Origin of the sequence: Helicobacter fennelliae, assembly GCF_900451005.1 — a bacterium.
Lineage (GTDB): Bacteria > Campylobacterota > Campylobacteria > Campylobacterales > Helicobacteraceae > Helicobacter_B > Helicobacter_B fennelliae.
In genome coordinates this window covers 1,831,963-1,854,850 of the sequence record NZ_UGIB01000001.1, presented here as the reverse complement: position 1 = coordinate 1,854,850, position 22,888 = coordinate 1,831,963, and the positions used below count along the sequence as shown (strand labels likewise).

Annotated in this window: 20 protein-coding genes; 15 read left to right on the top strand and 5 right to left on the bottom strand. The window is 39.2% G+C overall.

Features of this window, described 5'->3' with window-relative positions; all coding sequences use genetic code 11:
- Window positions 1–9 precede the first annotated feature (9 nt).
- From DY109_RS09205 to DY109_RS09195, 3 genes are read right to left on the bottom strand one after another with little or no spacing between them, the layout of a single operon-like run.
- Complete coding sequence (locus DY109_RS09205; RefSeq protein WP_023948568.1) at window positions 10–582, bottom strand: adenylate kinase; 573 nt, start codon at window positions 580–582, stop codon at window positions 10–12.
- A 44-nt stretch (window positions 583–626) separates the two neighbouring features.
- A complete protein-coding gene (gene aspS / locus DY109_RS09200; RefSeq protein WP_023948567.1) occupies window positions 627–2,384 on the bottom strand; it encodes an aspartate--tRNA ligase in 1,758 nt (585 codons plus the stop codon).
- 21 nt (window positions 2,385–2,405) lie between these two features.
- Window positions 2,406–3,377, bottom strand: coding sequence for a chemotaxis protein CheW (locus tag DY109_RS09195; RefSeq protein ID WP_023948565.1), 972 nt, complete (start codon window positions 3,375–3,377; stop codon window positions 2,406–2,408).
- Between the two features lie 139 nt (window positions 3,378–3,516).
- On the opposite strand from DY109_RS09195, the gene ligA reads away from it, so the two are divergent.
- Window positions 3,517–5,481, top strand: coding sequence for an NAD-dependent DNA ligase LigA (gene ligA, locus DY109_RS09190; protein ID WP_023948563.1), 1,965 nt, complete (start codon window positions 3,517–3,519; stop codon window positions 5,479–5,481).
- Between the two features lie 505 nt (window positions 5,482–5,986).
- On the opposite strand, the gene DY109_RS09185 is transcribed toward ligA, so the two are convergent.
- A complete protein-coding gene (locus DY109_RS09185; protein WP_023948560.1) occupies window positions 5,987–7,423 on the bottom strand; it encodes a hypothetical protein in 1,437 nt (478 codons plus the stop codon).
- A 250-nt stretch (window positions 7,424–7,673) separates the two neighbouring features.
- On the opposite strand from DY109_RS09185, the gene DY109_RS09180 reads away from it, so the two are divergent.
- Window positions 7,674–7,868, top strand: a complete 195-nt coding sequence (locus tag DY109_RS09180; protein ID WP_023948558.1) for a hypothetical protein — start codon at window positions 7,674–7,676, stop codon at window positions 7,866–7,868.
- Window positions 7,829–8,392, top strand: coding sequence for a DUF4279 domain-containing protein (locus tag DY109_RS09175; RefSeq protein ID WP_023948557.1), 564 nt, complete (start codon window positions 7,829–7,831; stop codon window positions 8,390–8,392). Before DY109_RS09180 ends, DY109_RS09175 begins: the two co-directional genes overlap by 40 nt.
- Here the strand turns inward: DY109_RS09175 and nhaA are convergent.
- Window positions 8,363–9,850: a Na+/H+ antiporter NhaA gene (gene nhaA, locus DY109_RS09170; RefSeq protein ID WP_023948556.1), complete on the bottom strand. Its 1,488-nt coding sequence runs from the start codon at window positions 9,848–9,850 to the stop codon at window positions 8,363–8,365. The genes DY109_RS09175 and nhaA overlap by 30 nt on opposite strands.
- A 272-nt stretch (window positions 9,851–10,122) precedes the next feature.
- On the opposite strand from nhaA, the gene exbB reads away from it, so the two are divergent.
- From exbB to DY109_RS09110, 12 genes are all read left to right on the top strand, one after another.
- On the top strand, window positions 10,123–10,584 hold the full coding sequence (exbB, locus tag DY109_RS09165; RefSeq protein WP_023948555.1) for a TonB-system energizer ExbB: 462 nt from the start codon (window positions 10,123–10,125) through the stop codon (window positions 10,582–10,584).
- The gene (exbD, locus tag DY109_RS09160) at window positions 10,581–10,961 is read left to right on the top strand and encodes a TonB system transport protein ExbD (RefSeq protein WP_023948554.1); all 381 of its coding nucleotides are present in this window, start codon (window positions 10,581–10,583) and stop codon (window positions 10,959–10,961) included. Before exbB ends, exbD begins: the two co-directional genes overlap by 4 nt.
- A complete protein-coding gene (locus tag DY109_RS09155) occupies window positions 10,927–11,664 on the top strand; it encodes an energy transducer TonB (protein ID WP_023948553.1) in 738 nt (245 codons plus the stop codon). Before exbD ends, DY109_RS09155 begins: the two co-directional genes overlap by 35 nt.
- Window positions 11,665–11,854: 190 nt before the next feature.
- Window positions 11,855–12,955: a lipid A deacylase LpxR family protein gene (locus tag DY109_RS09150; RefSeq protein WP_158413023.1), complete on the top strand. Its 1,101-nt coding sequence runs from the start codon at window positions 11,855–11,857 to the stop codon at window positions 12,953–12,955.
- Between the two features lie 186 nt (window positions 12,956–13,141).
- Window positions 13,142–14,584 (top strand): TolC family protein, encoded by a 1,443-nt coding sequence (locus DY109_RS09145; protein WP_023948551.1) that lies wholly within the window; start codon window positions 13,142–13,144, stop codon window positions 14,582–14,584.
- A gap of 24 nt (window positions 14,585–14,608) precedes the next feature.
- Window positions 14,609–15,610, top strand: coding sequence for an HlyD family secretion protein (locus DY109_RS09140; protein ID WP_023948550.1), 1,002 nt, complete (start codon window positions 14,609–14,611; stop codon window positions 15,608–15,610).
- Window positions 15,611–15,625: 15 nt separating this feature from the next.
- Window positions 15,626–16,723, top strand: a complete 1,098-nt coding sequence (locus DY109_RS09135) for an ABC transporter permease (RefSeq protein ID WP_023948549.1) — start codon at window positions 15,626–15,628, stop codon at window positions 16,721–16,723.
- Window positions 16,720–17,916 carry an ABC transporter permease gene (locus DY109_RS09130; protein WP_023948548.1) on the top strand — a complete coding sequence of 399 codons (1,197 nt, stop codon included), beginning with the start codon at window positions 16,720–16,722 and terminating at the stop codon, window positions 17,914–17,916. Before DY109_RS09135 ends, DY109_RS09130 begins: the two co-directional genes overlap by 4 nt.
- A gap of 20 nt (window positions 17,917–17,936) precedes the next feature.
- Complete coding sequence (locus DY109_RS09125) at window positions 17,937–18,644, top strand: AzlC family ABC transporter permease (protein WP_023948547.1); 708 nt, start codon at window positions 17,937–17,939, stop codon at window positions 18,642–18,644.
- Between the two features lie 53 nt (window positions 18,645–18,697).
- Window positions 18,698–19,465 (top strand): DUF3943 domain-containing protein, encoded by a 768-nt coding sequence (locus tag DY109_RS09120; RefSeq protein WP_023948546.1) that lies wholly within the window; start codon window positions 18,698–18,700, stop codon window positions 19,463–19,465.
- 21 nt (window positions 19,466–19,486) lie between these two features.
- Window positions 19,487–20,095, top strand: coding sequence for a GTP cyclohydrolase II (ribA, locus tag DY109_RS09115; RefSeq protein WP_023948545.1), 609 nt, complete (start codon window positions 19,487–19,489; stop codon window positions 20,093–20,095).
- A 619-nt stretch (window positions 20,096–20,714) separates the two neighbouring features.
- A complete protein-coding gene (locus DY109_RS09110) occupies window positions 20,715–22,886 on the top strand; it encodes a TonB-dependent receptor (RefSeq protein WP_023948542.1) in 2,172 nt (723 codons plus the stop codon).
- Window positions 22,887–22,888 lie beyond the last annotated feature (2 nt).

The following is a 22,888-nucleotide window of genomic DNA, read 5'->3' as shown; positions in this document are numbered from 1 at the left end:
TTTTGCTCCTTAGATTTGAGATATGATAAAGGTGTTCATTTCATCGACAATCTCATCGATTGTGCGCTCACCATTAATACGATGCAAAAGATTCTGAGAGCCATAGAATTCTTGAATCTCTTTGAGTGGCTCAAGATACACGCGCATACGATTATTAAACACCTCGACATTATCATCAGCACCCCTCGCTCTACCCAAAACCCTATCTCTAGCGGTTTGCTCGCTCACTTCAACCTCTATAACTTTGGCTAGTTTCACATCATTTTGCAGGTTTAATTTTTTATCAAGCTCTTGCATTTGCTCGATACTGCGTGGATAGCCATCGATGATGATATTATCGCGTGGTGCGGATTTAATCGCTGAAATAATCGTATTAACAACAATTTCTAATGGCACAAGATTGCCTTTTGCGATAATATCAGCGATAATCTTGCCTTCTGATGAGCCTTTTGCCACTTCCTCGCGTAGCAAATCACCTGTGGAATAATGCACGATAATCTCGGCATTTTTTTGTGCGATAAGTTGCGCGTCTGTTGTTTTGCCACTTCCGGGTGCGCCGATGATTAAAAACAATTTTTTCATTTTCTCTCCTTTGTTTTTGGTTTCTCACTACTTTTGGTTTTTCATTACTTTGGGTTTCTTAGGCGAATGTGTAATTCTCTAAGCAAAGACTCATCAACGCTACTTGGTGCTTCTGTCAGCGGGCAGATTGCTTTTTGGGTTTTTGGAAAGGCGATCACATCTCTAATGCTTGATGCTTTTGTAATCAGCATTACAAGGCGATCAAGCCCGATAGCAAAGCCACCATGAGGCGGTGCGCCAAAGCTCAAAGCCTCAAGCAAGAATCCAAACTCCTCTTGGGCTTCTTGCTTGCTAATCCCTAGAATCTCAAAGACTTTTTGCTGGATTTCATTTTTGTGGATTCTGATACTTCCACCCCCAAGCTCCACGCCATTAAGCACGACATCATAGGCTATGGAGCATATCTCTTCTTTATCGCTAGAATCTAGATTTTTAGGCATTGTGAAAGGGTGATGTAGGGCAGAGAGACTTCCATCTTCGTTTGTTTCAAACATCGGAAAATCAACCACCCACAAAAACCGATAGAGATTCTCATCAATAAGCCCCATATCTTTGCCTACTTTCAAGCGCAATCTTCCCATATAATCCCAAATGGTTTTTTTATCGCCCGCACCAAAAAATATAATATCCCCTTCTTCTGCGCCGACGCGTCTTATAAGCTCATCAAGATGTCCTTTGCTCAAAAATTTTACCATTGGTCCTTTTGGCTCTATTCCTTGTGACTCGCTTTTGATTTGGATATAGGCTAATCCTTTGGCTCCAAATTTTCTGACAAATTCTTCAAGCTCGTTGAGCGTTTTTCTTGTATAGAATCTATCGCCACCTTTGACACAGAGTGCTTTTATGCGGTTATTTTTGCTATCTTTTGCAATGTGCGCAAAGATCTCATTGCTAGATTCTGCAAACAAATCTGCCACCTCAATAAGCGGTAAATCAAATCGCAAATCTGGCTTATCACTCCCATAAGTTTCCATAGCCACACTATAAGGCATTCGCTCAAATGGCGTTTGAATCGCAATATCTGCTGCCTTAAAAATATCTTTGAGTAAAATCTCGCACGCATTCATCACATCATTTTCATCACAAAAGCTCATCTCCACATCAATTTGTGTAAATTCTGGCTGTCTATCAGCGCGCAAATCCTCATCGCGAAAACATCGCGCGATCTGAAAATACCGATCAAATCCACCGATCATTAAAAGTTGCTTGAAAATCTGCGGGCTTTGAGGAAGTGCGAAAAAATGCCCATCGTGAATTCTGCTTGGCACAAGATAATCTCTTGCACCTTCTGGGGTTTGTTTAGTAAGAATTGGGGTTTCGACCTCCAAAAAGCCCATTTTATGCAAACTATTGCGCGCAGCTATACTGATGTCGCTTCGTTTTTTGAAAGTCTCATAGGATTGAGCAGAGCGCAAATCAAGATAGCGATATTTGAGCTTCAAATCCTCGCTGATACTTTGATCATTTATCGCGATAGGCGGGGTTTGAGATTTGTTTTCTATGATGAGTGAATCAAGCACAATTTCAATATTTCCGGTTTTTAGCTTTGGGTTTTCTAATCCCGCGCCTCTAGCCCGAACTTTTCCGCTTGCTATCAATACAAACTCATCTCTGACTTTTGAGACGTCTTGATAGGCTTGTGATGTTGGATCACAGACAAGCTGCACGATACCGCTATAATCCCTTAAATCAATAAAAATAACTCCCCCATGATCTCTGTAAGTATTGCACCAACCACAAACAACAACTTTTTCTCCTATTAGTTCTTGTGTTACTTGCGTGCATACATGCGTCCTTAGCATTCAATTCTCCTTTGATATTGCTTATGATTGTGTCAAAAATTGTCTCAAATATGATTCTATTTTCTTTGGATCAGATTTTGTGATAAATCCGTCTGCATGCAAAGATTGTGCTAATTCGATATTTGAATCACTACTCATTGAAGAATTGACAATAATAGGAATATTTTTTGTAAGGGGATTATTTTTGACTTGTCGCAATATCTCAAACCCAGAAACCATAGGCATTTCCAAATCGGTAATAATCACGCCAATCGTATCTGCAACTCCATCTCTTCCCAGATAATCAAGCAGTGCGCGACCATTTCCAAACGCCATATATTTCACACCAAGCTTTTCTAAAATCACCTCTAGGGCTTTTGATGCTGATTTAGAATCCTCAGCGATTAAAACCATTTTGTCTGAATGGATTTCATGGAGATTGCTAATCTCTAGCATTTTGTCATTGCTAATGCCCGGAAATGCATCAACAATCATTCGCTCAACATCAAGAATCTGTATCACCGAGCCGTCTTCGTATTTTGTCGTGGCTGTTACTTTGCTATCGCCATCAAACCCAAATTCACTTCCGACATTAATCTCTCCCCAGCTTTTGTGAATGATATGCTTGACTCCTAAGATTTTTAAGCCTACATCTTGATTTGAAAAATTACAAATTACAACAAGACTTTTGCTAGATTCTACCGAAAATGCTCGCAAATCTTTTCGTGGATTTTTGGGGTTATAATACAACCATCGGCGCATATCAATAAGAGGTATGGACTCTCCGCGAACGGTCAGAAAGCCAAGCACTAAGCCGTTATTTTCGCCTGCAGTTTCGGTCAAATCTCCATCATAATAAATAATCTCGCGCACTTTAAAAACATTAATCGCATAGAGCTGCGTTTCTGGATTGCGAGAATCTTTTGTTTTGGTGTCATCTTCTAAAGTAAAGCACAAAAATTGTGCTTCGTTATTTAAGTGAAGACTGGTAGTTTTGTCAATTTCTTTAATCACAACTCGTCTCCTTAAAGGGTTTGTATTTTGTGCTTGATGATTGGATTTAAAAATTGTATAATTCTACTCAATTTTTTTTAAAAAACCCTTACTTTGCTAGTAAAATCTAATGAAAATCAAGGAAATCTAAGGAAAATAAGTGAGAGATTTTGCAGAATACAAAAATGCTATCGCCCAACTCAAAGCATTTGCTTACTCGTATTATGTGCTTGATAACCCAACAATAAGCGATGAGGAATACGACATACTCTACCACCAAGTCAAAGAGTATGAAGCTAAAAATCCAGCTCAAATCCTTCCAGATTCTCCTACACAAAGAGTTGGTGGTGAGATTCTTGAAGGGTTTAAAAAAAGCAAGCATATCCAAAGAATGTGGAGCTTAGATGATGTGTTTAATATCCAAGAGCTTGAGGAATGGGTCGCGCGTATCAAGAAAAATTACCCCGATGTGTATTTTACTTGTTCGCCAAAATTTGATGGTGTCTCGCTCAATCTTTTGTATCAAAATGGATCTCTTGTGAGTGCGGCGACAAGGGGCGATGGACTGATTGGTGAAGAAGTGCTTGCAAATGCCAAAACAATCACTTCAATCCCCATGCATATCGATGAGTCTCAAACCATAGAAATACGCGGAGAAGTGCTGATTGCCAAAGATGATTTTTTGAAAATCAATGAAGAGAGGATAAAAAATAATCAAACCTTGTTTGCAAACCCACGAAACGCCGCCGCAGGATCTTTGCGACAGCTTGATAGCACAATCACTGCAAAAAGAAAGCTTCTTTTTATTCCTTGGGGCATTGGTGTGGGCGATGTAGATTCTAGTTTTTTTGCGACAATGCAGCATATCAAAGCACTTGGATTTTTTGCAACCCCGATGATAAAGCGATGTCAAGGAGTTGAGGAGATCCATGCTTACTACGAGCAAATCCGCCTCCAAAGAGATGCGCTAAAAATCATGCTTGATGGAATGGTTGTTATGGTTGATGATTTTGGGGTGCAAAATGAGCTTGGTTGGACGATTAAATCTCCGCGTTTTGCGTGTGCGTATAAATTTCCAGCAATTGAGAAAATCACAAAAATTCATGCCATCACAAATCAAGTCGGCAGAAGTGGCGTCATAACGCCTGTGGCAGAACTTGAGCCAATCGAGATTGAGGGCGCGACTATTTCTAGGGCGACTTTGCATAATTACAGCGAAATCGCACGAAAAGATATTCAAATCAATGATTTTGTGGTGATAATCCGCAGTGGCGATGTGATTCCAAAGATTATCAAGCCTATCATTGAGCGCAGAGACGGGGCACAAATACCAATCATACCGCCTAAATTTTGCCCTATTTGCCACAAAGAGTTATTAGTAGAAGAGATTTTTATCCGTTGTTGTAATCTGGAATGTGAAGCACGAATCAAAGAATCCATAGTGCATTTTGCAAGCAAAAAAGCCCTCAATATCGATGGGCTTGGCGAAAAAATCGTCTATCAACTTTTTGAGTGTAACAAAATCGCTTCGATTCTGGATTTATACACGCTCACGCAAGATGATCTTTTGCCACTTGAGGGCTGGAAGGAGAAAAAAGCTTCAAATCTCATACAAGCAATCCAAAACACAAAGCACATCGAGCTTTGGAGGCTTATAAATGCTTTGGGGATAGAGCATATCGGAGAAGGCGCGAGCAAAAAGCTAGAATCTGCTTTTGGGCTTTCTTGCTTTGAGGCGAGCTTTGAGGATCTCATCGCGCTTGATGGGTTTGGTGAGGAGATGGTGCGGGCATTTTTGGAGTTTGCATTTGTCAATAAAGAGACAATCCACAAACTCTTCGCGCTCATTGAGCCAACGCTTACGCCAAAATCTAATCTAGCGCAACCATTAAAAAACTTGAGTTTTGTGATTACTGGGACATTAAGCATTCCGCGAGAAACGATGAAAGCACGCCTTGAGTTGCTTGGTGCAAAAATCAATTCAAGTGTGAGTAAAAAAACAAATTATGTGCTATGCGGAGAAGATGCAGGAAGCAAAAGACAAAAAGCCTTGGAGTTAGGGGTGGAAATTATTAGTGAAGAGGATTTGGAGAGAATGCTAGATTCTAGTTTGCAGAGAATCTAAATCCTCTCTTTTTGCTTCTTTTTGCAGATTGCTTCGTTTAGGGCTTATCTTGTATTATTTTGGCGACGCACGAAAAGTGCGACTCACTGCTAAACTTGCAAAGCTACAAAAATAAGCTAAAAATAGAGGATTTTTTAATGCTTGCTTGTGTTTGCATAGAATTAAAACTTGTCATTACTTGAGCGAGTGAGACGAACGAAGAATCCAGAAAGAATCGTCATTGTAAGGACGATAGGACGAAGCAATCTAGAAAAAATGGATTGCCACAGCCCTAAGGGGCTTCGCAATGACGATAAAATTAGATTTTAGATTCTGATAGAATCTAAAAAAGAGATATAAGAAATTCTAGAATTTAAATAAAATCTAAGGTTTGCAAGGTGAATAAAAATAAATGAAAGTGAATGAAAGTGAATAGGGCGCACTTGTGTGTGCGTCGCAAGTGAGCAGACGCACGCAAAATTTGCCAACAAGCAGAATCTAGATTCTAGATTCTGCTTGCATAGATTTAGAATTTATAATTTGCCTCAAGTGCGTAGTATTGCCAGCTTGCATCAAGTGCAAAAAACGAAATAAATGCACTGATAGTGAAATGACTGATTGGCTTGTAGCTTACGCTTGGTGAGATTTCAAGTAAATCTTGGCTTTTTACTTTGCCAAAGTTCTTGCCTCCTGATAAGGTAGTAGTTGATGATGTGAGTGTAGATTTGGATAGTATAGGCATATAGTTATTGCCCCCGACATACGCGATGTCAAGCCCTACGCCATATTTTTTATCGTATTCATACGCGAGTGCGAGGTAAGCACTTGAAATATTAGAGCCTTTGATACTTCCGACGCCAAGGAATGAAAACCCTTCTTTTGTCGTAGTGAGACCATTAAACCATGATTTCCCACCAAAATCAAGCCCTGCATTTGTTTTAAGCCCTACACCATAGCCATCGCCATAGCTTCCAAGATACCCCACTTTGCTCTTAAAGCCGTGTTTATCGATTGTTGTGTTGTATGAAAGGACGACATTATAGACACCGCGATGTTGTGCTTCAAGATTGAAATCCATAGGGACAGATCCTATTGAGATTGTATTGTTTCCAGCACCGATAGTTCTAGGAAATTGTAATTTCGCGCTGCTATTAAGCCCAGCTGCTGCGGTTTGTGCTTTGATACCAAAGCCAGCGATTCCATAGCTTAGCTCTGCAAATACAAGATAATCAAAAAGCTGTGTGCCGTAGCCATAGCCGAGATTAAAGCCAAATCCTGCGAATTTGCTTGAGTCGTTTTTTGCTTCAAGCAAGAAGAGATGATTGCTAAATCCAGCACCTACAATTTGATTTTGGATACTTTGTCCTCTTCCAGCCATTGAGAGTGCGAGGCTATCAGTTATGAAGCTATCATACGCACCAAAAGAGTATTGCACGCCTTGTGCTTTGAGCTTAAATTCCGCACCGATAGCGCGGTCAAGGTTATTATCAGCAAAAGTTGTATTCATACGAAGCATACCTGCATCAGTCTTGAAATACACCTTATCAGCACTTCCCATTTCTTTGCTGATGTAGAGTGAATTGATACCAAAAATGTCATTCCCAGATTTACCATTTCGCGAAGCTCTTGAGCCAAATACGCCGCCCCAATCAGCAGAAGATCTATTATCTGCTGCGATTGCGCCTATCGTAAAGATAGCGCCTGTTCCCAAAGCCCAGCCTGAGTATCTTCCTGTTTCTAAGTTTGCGATAGTTCGCCAATGATAGACATTCCCCTCAGAATCCCGACCACCATTAAATCTGTATCTTCCAAATGCAAAACCGCTAATTGTGGAATTTGCTAATGCCTTGATAAGCTTGCTTTCAGCGAGTTTATCTAACGCTGATTGCTTCTCCTCCGCACTCATAGTGTCCCCAAAGGCTAACACAGCAGCCATTGAGAGTATTAAGACAGACTTTTTCATTTTTCTTCCTTTGTTATTTTTATGTTATTTTTTACTTAAAATTGTAAAATTTAGTTTTACCATATTCAATCATTAAATTTTCTTAAAGCAAAAAATTGGAGTAATTTGAATTATAAAATGAGTAGATTCTAAACATTTTTGAAAATATTTTTGACATATTCAAAGCGATTGGCTTTTAATTTAATGTTTTTAGATTTTAGAAATTTAGTGTAAAATCTAAACTCTATTTCTTGATTTTATAAGGAAATCAATGGAAAAATGTTCATTTTTTGTGCTGAGTTTAGAATTTGATATGCAGCATCTCAAACCCTTTGAAATCTACGAATCCCTTGGAATCCGACCTTGCGAATGCAAAATCGGCGAACATGCTGCAATTATGCTTGAGTATAAAATTGGCGTCAGGCTTTGGAGGATTACGAAAAATCCACAGCTTGCCACTCTTTAGCACCCAAAATACAAAACAAAGCACAATCAAGTGCGCAAACTTATGGGCTAGATTCTAGCTCGTTAGATTCTACTTTTTTGGATTCTAGCGTTTTAGATTCTCATCATGCAATATCTCATACAACATCACAACAAAACACACAAATAACACAAACAACGCAAACCACAAATATCGCATATAATGAAGCACCACTCAATCCCATAAATAAGGAGCTTTTATCAAATAAAGAGCTCCCAAATAAAGAACTTCCACATAGCTTTTATAAAATCAGCTCTAAGATTTTGCATAGCGATGATTTTCGCAAGGAGTGCGATAGATTTATCGATAAGCTTGAGAAAAAGCAAAAAATCATTCTCGCGCTCAAGGAGAAGCATAATGCGTTTTTGGTCTTTAGAATCTACTCGATGCTAAATAAAAAGCACCACACACGCTCAATCTCTCTGTCAAAGTCAGTCGGCTTTGCGCAAAGCTCAATGCGCGAATCACAAATGAGATTAAGGTTTTTGAGGGGTAGATTCTGCTAGCTCTTGTGTGTCTTGATTTTTTGTGGGCTTTGTCGAGAGATAAAGTGCAGAAATCCCAACAATAAGCGCGATAGATGAAGCATACAAAATAGAGATTTTGGCAAGATTGATAGCATTTTGATTGTTATAAGCAAGATTTGCGACAAAAATAGACATCGTAAAGCCAATTCCAGCGAGGCAAGAGGTGGCAAAAATATGCGCATAAGTTAGATCTTTAGGCTTTGTGGCGATTTTGCACTTTTCGCCGATCAATACAAAAAGCAAAATCCCAATAGGTTTGCCAAGCACAAGCCCCAAAACCGTGCCTAAAAAGATATGATCCAAAGAAAAATCGATGTTAGAATCAAGCTTCACGCCCGCATTGACAAACGCAAAAACAGGAATCACAAAATACGAGCACACAGGGTGCAAAAATGTCTGCACTTGAATGAGCGGATTTTGCGCGTAAGCGGAGTATTTGGAGATAGAATCCAGAATCTGTGCGCGCTTGCTTTGCTCTTTGATGTTGAATTTTTTGGTGAGATTCTGATCGGATTTAAAGAAATTCCCCAAATCATAAATCCATTCTTTGAATATGTTTTTTTGCTGTTTTTGGATATGGGTTTCAAAAAAATTGCTTCCATTTTTAATTAAAATATCAATTTTATTGAGCTCGTTTTTGAGATTGGTAAGGTAGTGATCAGAGACATTTGAGCGACCCGGTATGCTAAATGCCACGATAACTGCTGCTATGGTCGCGTGGATTCCGCTATTATAGATAGCAATCCACAAAAAAATCCCAAGGATTAAATATGCTGCAAGTCTGTGTTTGTCTTGATAATTATAATACAGCAAAATCGCAATGATAATGCCCGCTATTACGAGCCAAAAGGCATTGAGCGAAGAAGTATAAAAAAACACAATCACCAAAATCGCGCCTAAATCATCAATCACTGCTAATGTAACAAGAAAGATTTTGAGGCTCAAAGGCACTCTTTTGCCAAGTAGCAAAATCGCCCCCAAAGCAAAGGCTGTATCTGTGCTCATCGCCACGCCAAATCCGCCCGCTGAAGGAGTGTCGTGATTGAACGCTAAATAAATCACAATAGGCATGATAATCCCGCCAATCGCACCCAAAACAGGAAAGGCTATTTTTTTGAACCCTACAAGCTCGCCATACAAAATCTCACGTTTAGTCTCTAGCCCAATCATCAAAAAAAACAAGCTCATCGCTACATCATTTATGGCATGCAAGATTGTCATTCCATATTGACTCTCTCCCCAAAATACACCGATTTTTAGCTCTTGAAACTCAAAATATGTGTGTGAGAATTGAGAATTAGCAATCAGCATGGCAAAAATTACACAAAAGAAAATGAGGATTCCACTGAATGATTCGTGATTGATAAACGCATAGAGATTTTTTTTGAGCTTATCTTTGACATAGGTATCGTGCGGTATTTTGATGTGGTTAGCCAAATTTTCTCCCTATATTCTCTCTAAAGTTTGGATCAGTGGTTTTGTGATTTATGGACTTATAATAATGTAAAGTGCAATTATACAAAAAATAAATTGATATTTAATAATATTTTTATAAAAGCTAACATATAATTGCACGATATTAATAATTATTCCTAGATTATGATTGTATCAGCAGTTGAAGATGAAGTATTTTGTTGTTGATTGTAATTTGGAGTGTTAATAGTGTGATATAAAATTTTGTAAAAAATTAGAATTGTAAGGATTTTGGTATGGAATTTTTGCGCGTTCATATTGATTTGATTATATTTTGTGTGTTGGGATTTATGAGCTTTTTGGCGGTATGGTTTAGTATTGAGCGGTTTATTTATTTTGTAAAAATAAATATTGATGTTTTTCAGAATATTGATGATTTGGAAGAATCTTTGACAAAAAATCTCACTATATTGTATGTGATTTATTCTAATGCGCCGTATGTGGGGCTACTTGGAACGGTTGTTGGCATTATGATTACTTTTTATGATATGGGTATGAGCGGTGGAATGGACGCCAAAACCATTATGGTTGGGCTTTCTTTGGCACTCAAAGCCACTGCTTTTGGTTTGCTTGTCGCTATTCCGACATTAGTTGTGTATAATTTTTTGTTGCGTAGAATTGATGTGATATTAAATCGATATAAACACACGCATTTAGCGACTACACAAGCTACACAAACCATAAAGGATACACATTGAAAATCAAACGCACTGAAGGGCTTAATATTATTCCTTTGATTGATGTTATGCTTGTTTTGCTGGCTATTGTTTTGAGCGTATCGACTTTTATCGCGCAAGGCAAAATCCCTATCAATCTCCCGCAAGCTGACAATGTCGAGCAGAAAATGGACGAGAAAAAAATGGTGATTCTCATCAGTGCGGATAATAAAATCTATATCGATGATGTTGAAAAATCAATCGATGAGGTCAAAGAGGCGATAAATAGGATTGATGACAGACAACCCATTGAAGTCAAAAGCGACAAAGATGCGAAGTTTGAAAGCTTTGTAAAGATTATTGGCATTATTAAGGATAAGGGGCATGAAAATTTTTCAATTTCTGCGCAGTCAAATTAAAAATCCTGTATTCATAGGATTTATTTGCTCAAGTATCGTGCATTTAGGCATTTTGGCAAGTATTTTTGGCATATTTACTTCAGAAGACAAAATCGCACAAGTTGGCGCAAATACAATTACAATGAGCCTTGCTAGCTTCAATACAAATAGTAATCAAAAAAAATATTCAACCCCCACCAAGTCCAAACCGCCAAAGCCAAAGCACAAACACAAAAAAGAAAAAATACCCAAAAAACATAAGCCCAAAAATCCTATCCCAATCCAAGAAGAGCAAGAAGAAACAAAGCAAGATACAACTCCACAAGAAGAAGTAGTAACTCAAAAAGACACGCCACCCTCACCAATAGAGCAAGACACGCAAAGCGCACCATCTAGTCAGACTTCAGAAGGCTCTACGCAAGAATCTTTAGCATATAATGAGGGCGTGAGTGATGAGTTTTTGGGTAAAATCCAAGAGGCGATCAAAAAGAAACACCATTACCCAAGACTTGCGAGGATTCGCGAGATTCAGGGTATTGTAACGGTTGAGTTTATACTCAATACCGATGGAAGCATTCATGCGCTTAAGGTTTTTCACTCAAATACCGGTGATATTTTAAACCAGCAAGCCCTCAAAACAATCCAAGAAGCCTACAAAAACTTTCCACTTCCACCAAAGCAAGTGCGACTTAAGATCCCGATAGAATACACTTTGACTTTATAGGTTTTGTTATAGATTCTGCTTTTGGCGGGGTTTGTCATATAGTTTAAGCAGAATCTATCTCAAATAACAAACAAATATGCTATAAATCCACTTTATTTTGAGTGAGGAAGTTTCTATAATATTTATGGCGCAGTGCAAAAATACATTCAAACAATTAAGAAATATTGCAAAAAAGCTCACGAGAGTTTTTGTGAGGGTTTTTATATGCGGGATTATGCTGTGTAGCGTGGCTTGCGTGTGCTATGGCGATGAAGTAGATAAAGTAATAGAGCCAAATCAAACGCACTCCAACACATACGACACGCGCGCCACTAACACGCACTCCAAGCATTCGCTCTATCTTATTTATGAAAATGACTCAAATTTTGATAGTCGCGTTGATAAATATTACACAGCAGGATCGAGGCTAGCATATTATTCAAAAACATTTGGGCTAGATTCTAGAGCAAATCAGATTCTGCGGTATTTTGGGATTTTTTCTTTGTTTCACAAAGATGAGAATCTCTCTTCATTTAGTGTAAATCTCAGTCAAGAAATCTATGCGCCAAAAGATAGATTCTCGCCCATTCCACCTGCAAACGATCACCCTTATGGCGGGTTTTTGTATGCGCAATTTGGCGCGATTAATAAAAGCTCTCGGTTTTTAGAGCAGTTTGAGTTGAGTTTGGGAATGGTTGGCAAAGCCTCTTTAGCACAGCAAACACAGAATCTTATCCACAAACTCACAAATAACAAACTCTTAGCAGGCTGGGATACACAGCTCAAAAATGAATTTATCTTTAATCTATTTTGTAGAATCTCTTATCGTTATGCCTTCAGCGAGTCTTTGGCGCGTTATTTGGATATGATGCCACAAGCAAGTTTTGCGCTTGGCAATGCCAAAATATTTGCTCAACTCTCTTTGATTACGCGATTTGGCTACAATCTCTCACCACATACGCTTTCGCTCAATCAAAATTCAGGATTTGCAAGCGCGCCTATTGCCTATACGCCACATATAAGCATTTATGGCTTTGTGGGCGTTGGAGGTAGGGTTGTCGGACGCAATATTTTCTTAGAGGGCAATAGCTTTGCCAAACATCGCACATATCGCACATCAGATCTGACATTAGATTCTGCCCTAAATTCTAGTTTTGATGTGGAGCGCGTTATTGGCGAGTTTATATGGGGCGTGGCGTTGGATTATAAATGCTTTCATATCGGTTATAGCGTCATTCATCGCTCAAAAGAATTCTCCACGCAAGATGGCTTTTTGACCTATGGCTCTATTATGCTTGGTGTGAGCTTTTGATGAAACTTTACAAATACCATGAGCCAAAATGGCTAAAATTACCACGTTAAAAATACTAAAGCCAAATCTCCAAACCACCAAACACCAAATAAAACGTCTAAAAAAGCTAAATATAAGTTGTGATTTTTTATAATTTCAGTATTTGCATAAAAATGCTGATAAATATACAAAAATACAGGCGAGAGAATGCGATATATTAGAGTTTTGTTTATTGTGTTGTGTGGGGTTTTGAGCGCAGAATCTAGCACAGATTCTATGGATTTTAGAGATATTTTCGATTCTGCAGATTCTACAAAATCCACGCAACCCATAGAATCCACAGAATCTATCGATATAAAAACAGCATGGCACATGGTTTTAGACACAAGCGATGCGCTCAAAGCACAAGAGCTTAATACCAAACGAGCTGAAAAACTCTCACTCGGATCAAAGCTTAGCTTTTTACCTGAAATTAATGCCAAGATCGCGTATTTGCATCTTGATAAACCAATCGAGGCTTCGCTCACGCAAACAAACATTCCAAAATCTAGCCTTGCTACTTTGCCCCCTCAGATGCTACCACTTCTCTCATCTCTTGGTGCGCCCATTCACCTTGTCAATCAAAATGTCATGATTGGCGCGCTCAATATCATTTATCCGCTGTATGTTGGCGGGGCGCGATATAGAGCGATAAAGATTGCTGATATTGCCAAAAAAGATGCTAAAGAAGCCTATCGGCTTAAGACATTAGCGACTTTTGAAGAGCTTGTTGGGATTTATTATGCGGAGGTATTGGCAAAAGAAGTCGCTGAAGTGTTGGCACAAATCAAAGACGGCACGGCTTTGCATTATCACAATGCGCTTGATTTAGAAAAAAGCGGACAGATCGCGCATATTGAGGTTTTGGGCGCGCAAGTTGCTGATGACAAAGCACAAAGCAAGCTCAAAGAATCTAAAAATGCCCTAGACATCGCGTCTTTAGCCTTGCAAACAGCACTCTCAAAAGACAATATCACATCTGTTTCGGCTTTGGCTATTTCAGATAAAAGCTTTGAATCAGAGGAATATTATGTCGCGCGCGCATTAGAGGCGTATCCAGCCTTGCGCTCTTTGGAGCTTAAGATTGATTCTGCCAAACAAGCCAAAAAGCTTGCAATCGCGCCATTTTTGCCACAAGTTGTTGGTATGGGAAGTTATTTTTTTACTGATAGTCAAAAATCTCTCCTCACACAGAATATTCCGACTTGGTATGTTGGGGTTATGGCAAATGTTTCAATCCTTACTTCAAGTGCGAGAATCCAAAAATACCAAGCTGCAAAAATCACACAATTAGAGCTAGAAAGCCTCAAAGCGCAAGCCAAAAAAGATCTCACCCTCTTAGTGCGCAAAACCTACAAACAAGCCGTGTATGCGCGCGATGAATATCATAGCTTGCAATCCTCCATAGCACTTGCAAGAGAGAATCTTAAGCTCCAGCAGCAAGCCTTTAAGCAAGGATTAGCCACAAGCGCGCAAGTAATTGATGCTCAAAACACACTTCAAAGCGCATTAATAGAGCAAAAAACAATCTGCTATAAAGCCATTGTAGCATTAGCAAAATTGCTTGCTTTGAGCGATGATATTGAGAGTTTTTATGAATTCCAACATTAAAAGATTAAAGACATAAGGATAATGATGAAAAAAACATTTGAAATTGCTTTTGTGGCGGTTATTAGTGGGATATTGCTAATATGGCTTGTGATAAGTTTTTATCGGGCATACGCGCCCAAACCACAGCAAGTCCAAGGACAAATACAAGCACGAGAATATAATGTAAGCTCAAAGCTTGCTGGAAGAGTTGGCTCTATCTTAGTCAAAAAGGGCGATATAGTCAAAAAAGGTGATTTGATTTTTACGATAGATTCTCCTGAAGTGGAAGCAAAGCTTATGCAAGCAAAAGCCGGATATGAAGCCGCAAAAGCTATATCGCAAGAAACCCACAAGGGCGCAAGACTTGAGACAATCACTTCTGCTAGGGATATTTATAATAGTGCTAAAGCGATGCGAGAGCTTACTGAAAAAACCTACAATCGCATTGAGGATTTGTATAAAAATGGCGTAGCAAGTTTGCAGCGCAGAGATGAGGCTTACACAGCGTTTCAGAATGCAAAATACAATGAAAACACCGCCTATCAGCAATACAAAATTGCTCTTGATGGCGCGACAAAAGAGACAAAAGAAGCTGCCAAACAAAAAGAAATCGCTGCTGCTGGGCAACTAAGTGAGGTTGAAGCTTATATCAAAGATATTCAAGCTTATGCACCTTCAAATGGAGAAGTTTCAAATATTTTATTACAAGAAGGCGAGCTAAGTCCATCGGGATTTCCGGTTGTTATGCTTGTAGATAATGCTGATGTGTGGCTAAGGCTTAGCGTGTCTGAAGAATATTTACAGGATTTTAAAGTCGGCTCACAATTTAGTGCTTTTCTTCCAGCACTCAATAAAGACATACAATTTAAAGTGCGCTATGTCTCTGTAATGGGAGATTTTGCGACTTGGCGGGCGACTTCAAGCTCGAAGGGTTATGATTTGCGAAGTTTTGAAGTCGAAGCCATTCCACTAGAATCCAACAATGACTTCAAAATCGGTATGAGCGCGATAGTTACACTAACATCATCGATGACATCGCAAAAATAGCACTAGATTTTAAAAATGAAAAAAAACGCACGCATTTTCAAAAATATCTCCATATTTATCGCAAAGCATAAAGTGCTATTTTTGATTTATTGTGTGTTGCCATTGTTTATTGGTTGGTTTATTTATGCGGTTTTTATGGCGTCATTGCCTAGAGATCTTCCTGTGGGGATTGTGGATTTGGATCATTCGCAAGCAAGTTATGAGGCTATATTTAACATCAATGCACTGCCGACAATGCAAATCACACAGCATTATGACTCAATCACCAAAGCCAAGCAAGATCTTGCGATAAACAAAATCTATGCGCTTATTGTGATTCCAGCGCATTATCAGCGAGACATAAAAACAGCAAGTGCGACCATAGCGTTTTATTATAATGCGCAGTTTGTGCTTGTTGGCAAATCCTTAAACAGCGCGTTTGCAGAAGTTATCGGCACATTAAATGCAAAAGAATGGGCAGCAAAAAATCTCATCAAAGACCAGAATCTAACCCTTGCCAAAAGCAAGTCTATGCCGATATTTTCACAAATTATTCCGCTTTATAATCCAAGCAATAATTACGCGCAATTTTTGCTTACATTGCTACTTCCTTGTATGCTTCAGATTCTAAGTGCGCTTGCGATGATCCACCTTCTTAAATCCACGCCAAAAAGCACGATGGATCTTTTGATGAAATATATTTTTAATTCGCTTGTGTTTTTGTTTTGGGGACTTTGTATGATTGTTTTTCTTAAGATTCTAGGCTATGAGAATCGAGGCGATTTGGGATTGATTATTTTGGGTGTGGTGCTACTTATATTTGGGGTAAATGGCGTTGTTGTATTTGTGAATTCTGTATTACAAGATATGAAAAAAACAATAGGTGTCATTGCTGTTTATACTGCGCCCTCACTTGCATTTGCGGGGATTACTTATCCTCAAAATTCTATGAATTTTTTTGCGTATTTTTGGAGCAATTTTTTGCCGATTTCGCATTATATGGAGCTGTATATTCAGCAGGCAAATTATGGCGGTGCGATGAGTGAAGCTTTTAGTATTATGGGTGGAATGGTGTTTTTCTTGCTCTTTTTTGTGCTTGGTGCTGGAATCTATAGGCTAAGGACAAAAAAATGAGTTTTTTAGCAGTTGTTTTGTGTGAGCTCAAAGCCATAATCACAAATAAAGTTGTCGTGCTTGTTGTTTTTATCGGCACTTGTGTGTATGGGCTTTTGTATCCTACGCCTTATATTACAGATGTAGTTACAGGGCAAAAGCTTGTGATTGTTGATGAGGATAAAAGCGCGCTTTCAAAGCAGTTGATTTTTCTTGTCGGCGCGACTCCTCAAATCGAGCTTTTAGAAGAGGTGGATTCTTTAGATTCTGCGCGAAAAGAGATTGAGGATTCTCAAGCGGGCGGGATTTTGTTTATACCCAAAGGATTTGAAGCAAATGCAAAAATGGGTATAGGAAGCGTTGTGTCATATATGGGAAATGCATCGTATTTTTTGATTTATGGCGCGATTGTTGAGGGCGTGCATAATGCAATTGATGAGCTAAGCGATCAGTTGCGTAAATCATTGCAGCCAGATATATTGCAGACAAATATCATCTCATATCAGCCCATTGCCTTGTATAACGAGAATCTAGGATATGTCAATTATGCTTTGGCAGCGGTGCTTGTGTTTATTTTGCATCAGACGCTTATTGGCGGGATTGGGATTTTGTGCGCGTATCAAAACAGAATCTCTCACAAGAACCAAAAAGATTATTTTAACAAGATTCCAATCATAACGCTTCTTTTGGCTAGAATCTTAGTTTTTTCGGGCATTTATTGTGTGTGGTTTTTGGTGTATTTTGGCGTGCTTTTTGCGTCATTTGGCGTGCATATCCACGCGCATATTGTGGATTTTTGGTGCTTTGCGTTAATGTTTATTTTTAGTAGTGCAGCAGCGGGCATAATGCTTGGGGTATGCTGTGATGATGAGAGTTTGCCTACACAGATTGTGTTTGTCTCATCAATGCCACTTGTGTTTATTATGGGATTTATTTGGCCTAGTGATTTGCTTCCGGAGTTTTTGCGACAGCTTAGTTTTTTGATTCCGGCATATCATGGTGTGCGTGGGTTTATTTCGCTTAATCAAATGGGTGCGGATTTTTCAAGTATTATGCCTCATTTTTTGGCGTTGCTTGCGATTTTTGTGTTTTGTTTTTGCGCGAGTGTTTGGATTTTGAGCAATAAAAGAAAAAATAGCAAAAAGAGAGAAAAGCAACAAACACATAATCAAACATACAACACGCAAAATCAAGTAGAATCAAGCATAAAATAATGGCGCAAAAAAGGAACAATATGCAAAAAAATAAAGACACAATACACATCATATCTTGCGCATTCAAAGACGCATTTCCGCATACATTGCCTATTTTGGCTGGGTATGTTTTGATGGGCGCGACATTTGGGATTTTGCTCCAAAAAGCAGGCTTTGGCGTTGAATGGGCGTTGTTTATGAGTATTTTTCTGTATGCTGGAGCTATGCAGTTTATGTGTGTTGGGCTACTTGCTAGCGGGGCTGGACTTTTTGATTCGTTTGTGCTAGCACTTATGATTAATTCAAGGCAGATTTTTTATGCGATTTCAATGCTTGGGGTTTTTGGTTGTATGGGTAAAAAAAGATTCTATCTTATTTTTTCGCTCACTGATGAGACATTTGCGCTTTTGCATTCCAAAACCCCAAAAAATGGCGTAGATTCTGGTTGGTTTATGTTTTTTATTTCATTTTTAAATCAAATCTATTGGGTGATGGGCTGTGTTTTGGGCTCTTTGCTTGGAGGTTTTGTGGCATTTGATGTGAGCGGGGTGGAATTTGTGATGAGTGCTATTTTTGTGGTGATTTTTATCGATCAATGGAGACAAAACAAAAACCACACTGCAGCATTTGTCGGTATGATTGTGAGTGTAGTGTGTTTATTAATTTTTGGTAAAAATATGTTTTTGCTTCCGGCATTGTTTGGGATTTGTATTGTGCTTTTTGTCTGCAAAAGGCACGCAAAAATCTAAGTTAGCCACGATGATGTAAATAATACGCGATAGATTTAAGATAAAGAATTAAGATGAAAAAATATATTTTTGCACTTCTTGTGAGTATCTACACACTAGAATCTTTAGAATCTCCAAAGACTTTGGGACCTTCTGTGCTGCAAGATGATTATTTGCAAAATCCGCCAAAATATTATCAATCATCACAGCCAAACCACCAACTAAAATATTATCAACCCTCTTCAAGTAGTGGGTATCTTGGCACGACAATAGGTTTGCTAAGTGGAGGGCTTTTAGTGAGTATTATCGGGCTGTATTTGATGCCTGAAAGCGTTACAAATTGGGATAGATCGCGGTTTGGGTTTGGTGCGTGGGCTCAAGATGTGCAAGTTGGTCCTGTGCTTGATCGTGATAATTTTATCCTCAATGGTATCTCGCACCCATATTTTGGTGCTGTGTATTATATGCAGCCACGCATTGCTGGGTATTCTTGGGCAGAATCTACATTGTTTTCATTTATCGTCTCGACGATTTTTTGGGAATACGGAATCGAGGCTTTTGTTGAGATTCCAAGTTGGCAGGATCTCATCTATACGCCAGCCATTGGCTCGATTTTTGGGGAGATTTTTTATCAGACTACAAAATATATCCAAAATACCGATTATAAGCTTTTTGGTTCGCGCATTTTGGGGTATATTGTGGTAGCATTAATGGATCCAATCGGCGTGATTATGCGGGATTTAGGGTTAGCTCAATTTATGGGGATTGATAATATGAATGATTCCAAACGCTTTGTTTCATTTGCTTCACCTATGGGGATAGGACTTGCATTGCGTTTTTGACTTTATAGATAAGGATAAATTATGAATAATACTTTTGAGGTTTCAAATCAAGCTAAATTGCCTACGCGTTTTGGGAATTTTATCATACAATCATTTCGCGAAATGGGGAAAAAAGGTGAGTGCGATTGTGCGCTAGAGCATTTGGTCGTGATGACATCAACACTAAGTGATGCGCCATTATTGCGCGTGCATTCTGAATGCTTGACGGGTGATGTGTTTGGCTCGCATAAGTGCGATTGTGGCGGAGAGCTTGCTTTGGCAATGGAAAAAATCGCTGCTTCAGAGGCAAGCGGGCAGGGCGGAATGCTGATTTATCTGCGTCAAGAAGGGCGCGGGATAGGGCTTTTTAATAAAGTCAATGCGTATGTACTACAAGACAAAGGCTATGATACGGTTGAGGCAAATGAAGCACTCGGTTTTGCAAGCGATCAGCGCGATTATGAGATTGTAGGCAAGATTTTGGATTTTTATCAGATCAAAAAAGCCCACCTTTTAACAAACAATCCACGCAAAATTAAGGCATTAGAGCAGTATATACAGGTTGTGCGCGATAGTATCATAATCCAAAGCAATCAATACAACGAAAAATACCTCGCGACAAAAAAGGCAAAACTAGGGCATTTGCTCTAAGAGAATCTAGATTTTAATTTATATAGAATCTAAATTCTCTTTTTTTGCTATGCAACTCTAGGGCTTTGCTTGAGAAGTCATATTTCAGGGAGTTTGAAATTTTTAGCCTGCAAATCTGCAATAAATGCTTATGTTACACCTTTTTGCGTTTTTGCTTGCCTAAAAATTTCTACACAACCCTGATTAAATCTGCCTAAAAATAGAGGATTTCTTAAGTGCCATTATGTTTTCACAGAATCTAGATTCTGTTTATGGATTCTTGGATTGCCACCAAGGATAAACCTTGCTCGCAATTGAGGGGGTAGGCTTGTCATTGCGAGGACGACAGGACGAAGCAATCTAGTCAAAAAATGGATAAAAGAAAACGCGATGTCTTATGTGATTGTGTATGACTGGATTCTTCGCTTTCTACGAAAGCTTAAGTAATGACAGGGCTTTACTAAATTGCCACACAAGGCTTGCCACTTGCAATGACAAAATAGATTCTAGATTTTTTCTTTCTTTTTTCTTTTTTGATTTTTCAGTATTAAATTCATCATAAATGCAACTTTTATCTTAAGAAGCAACTAAGTTGCATTATAATACAATCCGAATTCCAACTTAGCAAATGGAGAATATAATGTTTAAAATACATAAATTACATTTATTGGTGATATTAGCAAGCGGTGTTTTGTGTGCGGAGGATACATATATGTTGCAAAATTCTGTCGTTACAGGCTCGGCTATGGCGACAGATATTGCAAAGATTCCGGGCAATATTAGCGTTGTGGATTCTGCGCATATCTCTCATCTTCCAAATCAAAAAATCACAGATACAATCAAGAAGCTCGCGGGCGTTATGATGTATCGCGATGTCGGGTTTAATCCGCGCCCTGCGATTAAGATTCGTGGGATTAATTATGGCACATTGGTTATGCTTGATGGCGTGATTTTAAATGATTTGGAGGGTGAGAATAGAATCTTAAATCAAATCTCGCTGTATGATGTTACGCGCGTGGAGGTGGCGCGCGGGGCGTTTTCGAGCTTGTATGGGACAAATGCGATTGGAGGTGTGGTGAATTTCATCACTTCTATGCCTACAAAGCTTGAAGTGCAGGCTTTGGCTGGGTATGGGAGTGAATTTGTAAGCGATACCGCAGATAAAAATCTCTATCGTTTTTATGGAAGCGTGGGCGATGCGTTTTTTGATAAGCGATTGCGACTTAAAATCTCAGGTGGATTTACTTCCACGCAAGGCTATCCTAGCTTTCCGACTTATCCAAATTCTGCGGGTGAATACACACCCAGCGTTTTGAGCAATCTTAGTGGCTGGTATACTGATGCGCAAGGGCGTCAGATAATCGGCGATGGTGGCAAAAGAAAATACAACACTTGGGATATACGCGCCAAAGCAGAATTTGATCTTACAGAATCTAGCACGATTTCAGCGATGTTTAGTGCTTCAAACCATAATTATGATTTTCATGATTTTAAGAGCTATTTGCGAAATGCAAGTGGTGATGTGGTCTATGATGTTGGTGGGAAGGATTATTTTGTCGGCTCTGGATATGGAGGATATGGAAGCTACACAAATCTAGTAGGCGCACTTAGCTTCACGCAGGATTTTGAGCGATCAATGCTAAAAATCGCCTTCTCAAGCGCAAACTTGATAAGCTGGTGGCAAGATGCAGATATAAGTAATGGCGGAAATCGCTTTGGCGGGGCTGGCTATACGCAAGATATTACGACTTCAAATAATTATCTTGATATGATTTATCATGTCGATTTGAGCGATAAACACAGGCTTGTAAGCGCGGTGCAATTCCGCTATCTTGATCTGGATCAGAGTAATTATAATGTAGCAAATTGGCGTGAAGTCAAGGAACGATCAGGCGCGCCATATCGAGCCTATGGTTCTAAGGCATTTGTGGGATCGACTTATATTTCTTGGGACGCAGCTTGGCTTGAGTCGCTCTCTACAAGTCTTGGCGTGCGTTATGATTATTGGCGGAATTTTGATGGCTACACAATAGGTGCGCTCGCAGCTTCAAATCCGCTTCAAGCCTCTGAATTCAGCCCTAAAGCTTCGATAAATTACAAAATCTTGCCAAATTGGATTACAAAAGCAAGCATTGGAAGCGGATTTAGAATGCCAACTTTGCGCGAAGCATATCCGCCCATGTCGCATGGGATTTGGATCGCATCTCAAAATCTAAAGCCAGAGAGGGGTTTGAGCTTTGAAGTTGGCACGGAGTTTTTAAGCAAATATATCAAAACAAGTTTGTATTATTTTCAGACAGAGCTTTCAAATATGATCTATCGCGTGGGTAATGGAACTGCGGAAAATCCAAGACATTATAGCAATGCAGGATATGGCAGAATCAATGGCATAGAATTGAGCGCGGAGATTCCGATATATGGGGCATTAAGCCTTGAGGGAAGCTATACGCTCACTTCTGCAAAAGTCATCAAAAATGACGCAGATCCGCGCGTAGTTGGCAAACAACTTCAAGAAGTGCCCGAGCATATAGGCAATATCGCTTTGCATTATAATCAGCCACGAGGCTTTTTTGGCTCGCTTTGGACATATTTGACTTCGTCATTTTATGATGATGTGCTTAATACCCCTGTTTTAAGCAATACTTTCGGGCATCATGAGGCGCAATTCACGCTCAATGCCAAAATCGGCTATATGTTTAACAATGGCATAGAAGTGAGCTTTCAGGCTTTAAATATGACAAACAATCGATATTATGATTACTACATCGTCGCTGGAGCGAGCTACTATGCGCAGCTTCGATATGTGCTTTGAGA

Coding starts and splice junctions, on each gene's coding strand:
- DY109_RS09135 (WP_023948549.1), top strand. CDS start 15,626: ATGAAAAAAAACGCACGCATTTTCAAAAATATCTCCATATTTATCGCA.
- DY109_RS09120 (WP_023948546.1), top strand. CDS start 18,698: ATGAAAAAATATATTTTTGCACTTCTTGTGAGTATCTACACACTAGAA.
- DY109_RS09110 (WP_023948542.1), top strand. CDS start 20,715: ATGTTTAAAATACATAAATTACATTTATTGGTGATATTAGCAAGCGGT.
- DY109_RS09125 (WP_023948547.1), top strand. CDS start 17,937: ATGCAAAAAAATAAAGACACAATACACATCATATCTTGCGCATTCAAA.
- DY109_RS09185 (WP_023948560.1), bottom strand. CDS start 7,423: ATGAAAAAGTCTGTCTTAATACTCTCAATGGCTGCTGTGTTAGCCTTT.
- exbB (WP_023948555.1), top strand. CDS start 10,123: ATGGAATTTTTGCGCGTTCATATTGATTTGATTATATTTTGTGTGTTG.
- DY109_RS09145 (WP_023948551.1), top strand. CDS start 13,142: ATGCGATATATTAGAGTTTTGTTTATTGTGTTGTGTGGGGTTTTGAGC.
- DY109_RS09205 (WP_023948568.1), bottom strand. CDS start 582: ATGAAAAAATTGTTTTTAATCATCGGCGCACCCGGAAGTGGCAAAACA.
- DY109_RS09180 (WP_023948558.1), top strand. CDS start 7,674: ATGGAAAAATGTTCATTTTTTGTGCTGAGTTTAGAATTTGATATGCAG.
- ribA (WP_023948545.1), top strand. CDS start 19,487: ATGAATAATACTTTTGAGGTTTCAAATCAAGCTAAATTGCCTACGCGT.
- DY109_RS09155 (WP_023948553.1), top strand. CDS start 10,927: ATGAAAATTTTTCAATTTCTGCGCAGTCAAATTAAAAATCCTGTATTC.
- DY109_RS09130 (WP_023948548.1), top strand. CDS start 16,720: ATGAGTTTTTTAGCAGTTGTTTTGTGTGAGCTCAAAGCCATAATCACA.
- aspS (WP_023948567.1), bottom strand. CDS start 2,384: ATGCTAAGGACGCATGTATGCACGCAAGTAACACAAGAACTAATAGGA.
- DY109_RS09140 (WP_023948550.1), top strand. CDS start 14,609: ATGAAAAAAACATTTGAAATTGCTTTTGTGGCGGTTATTAGTGGGATA.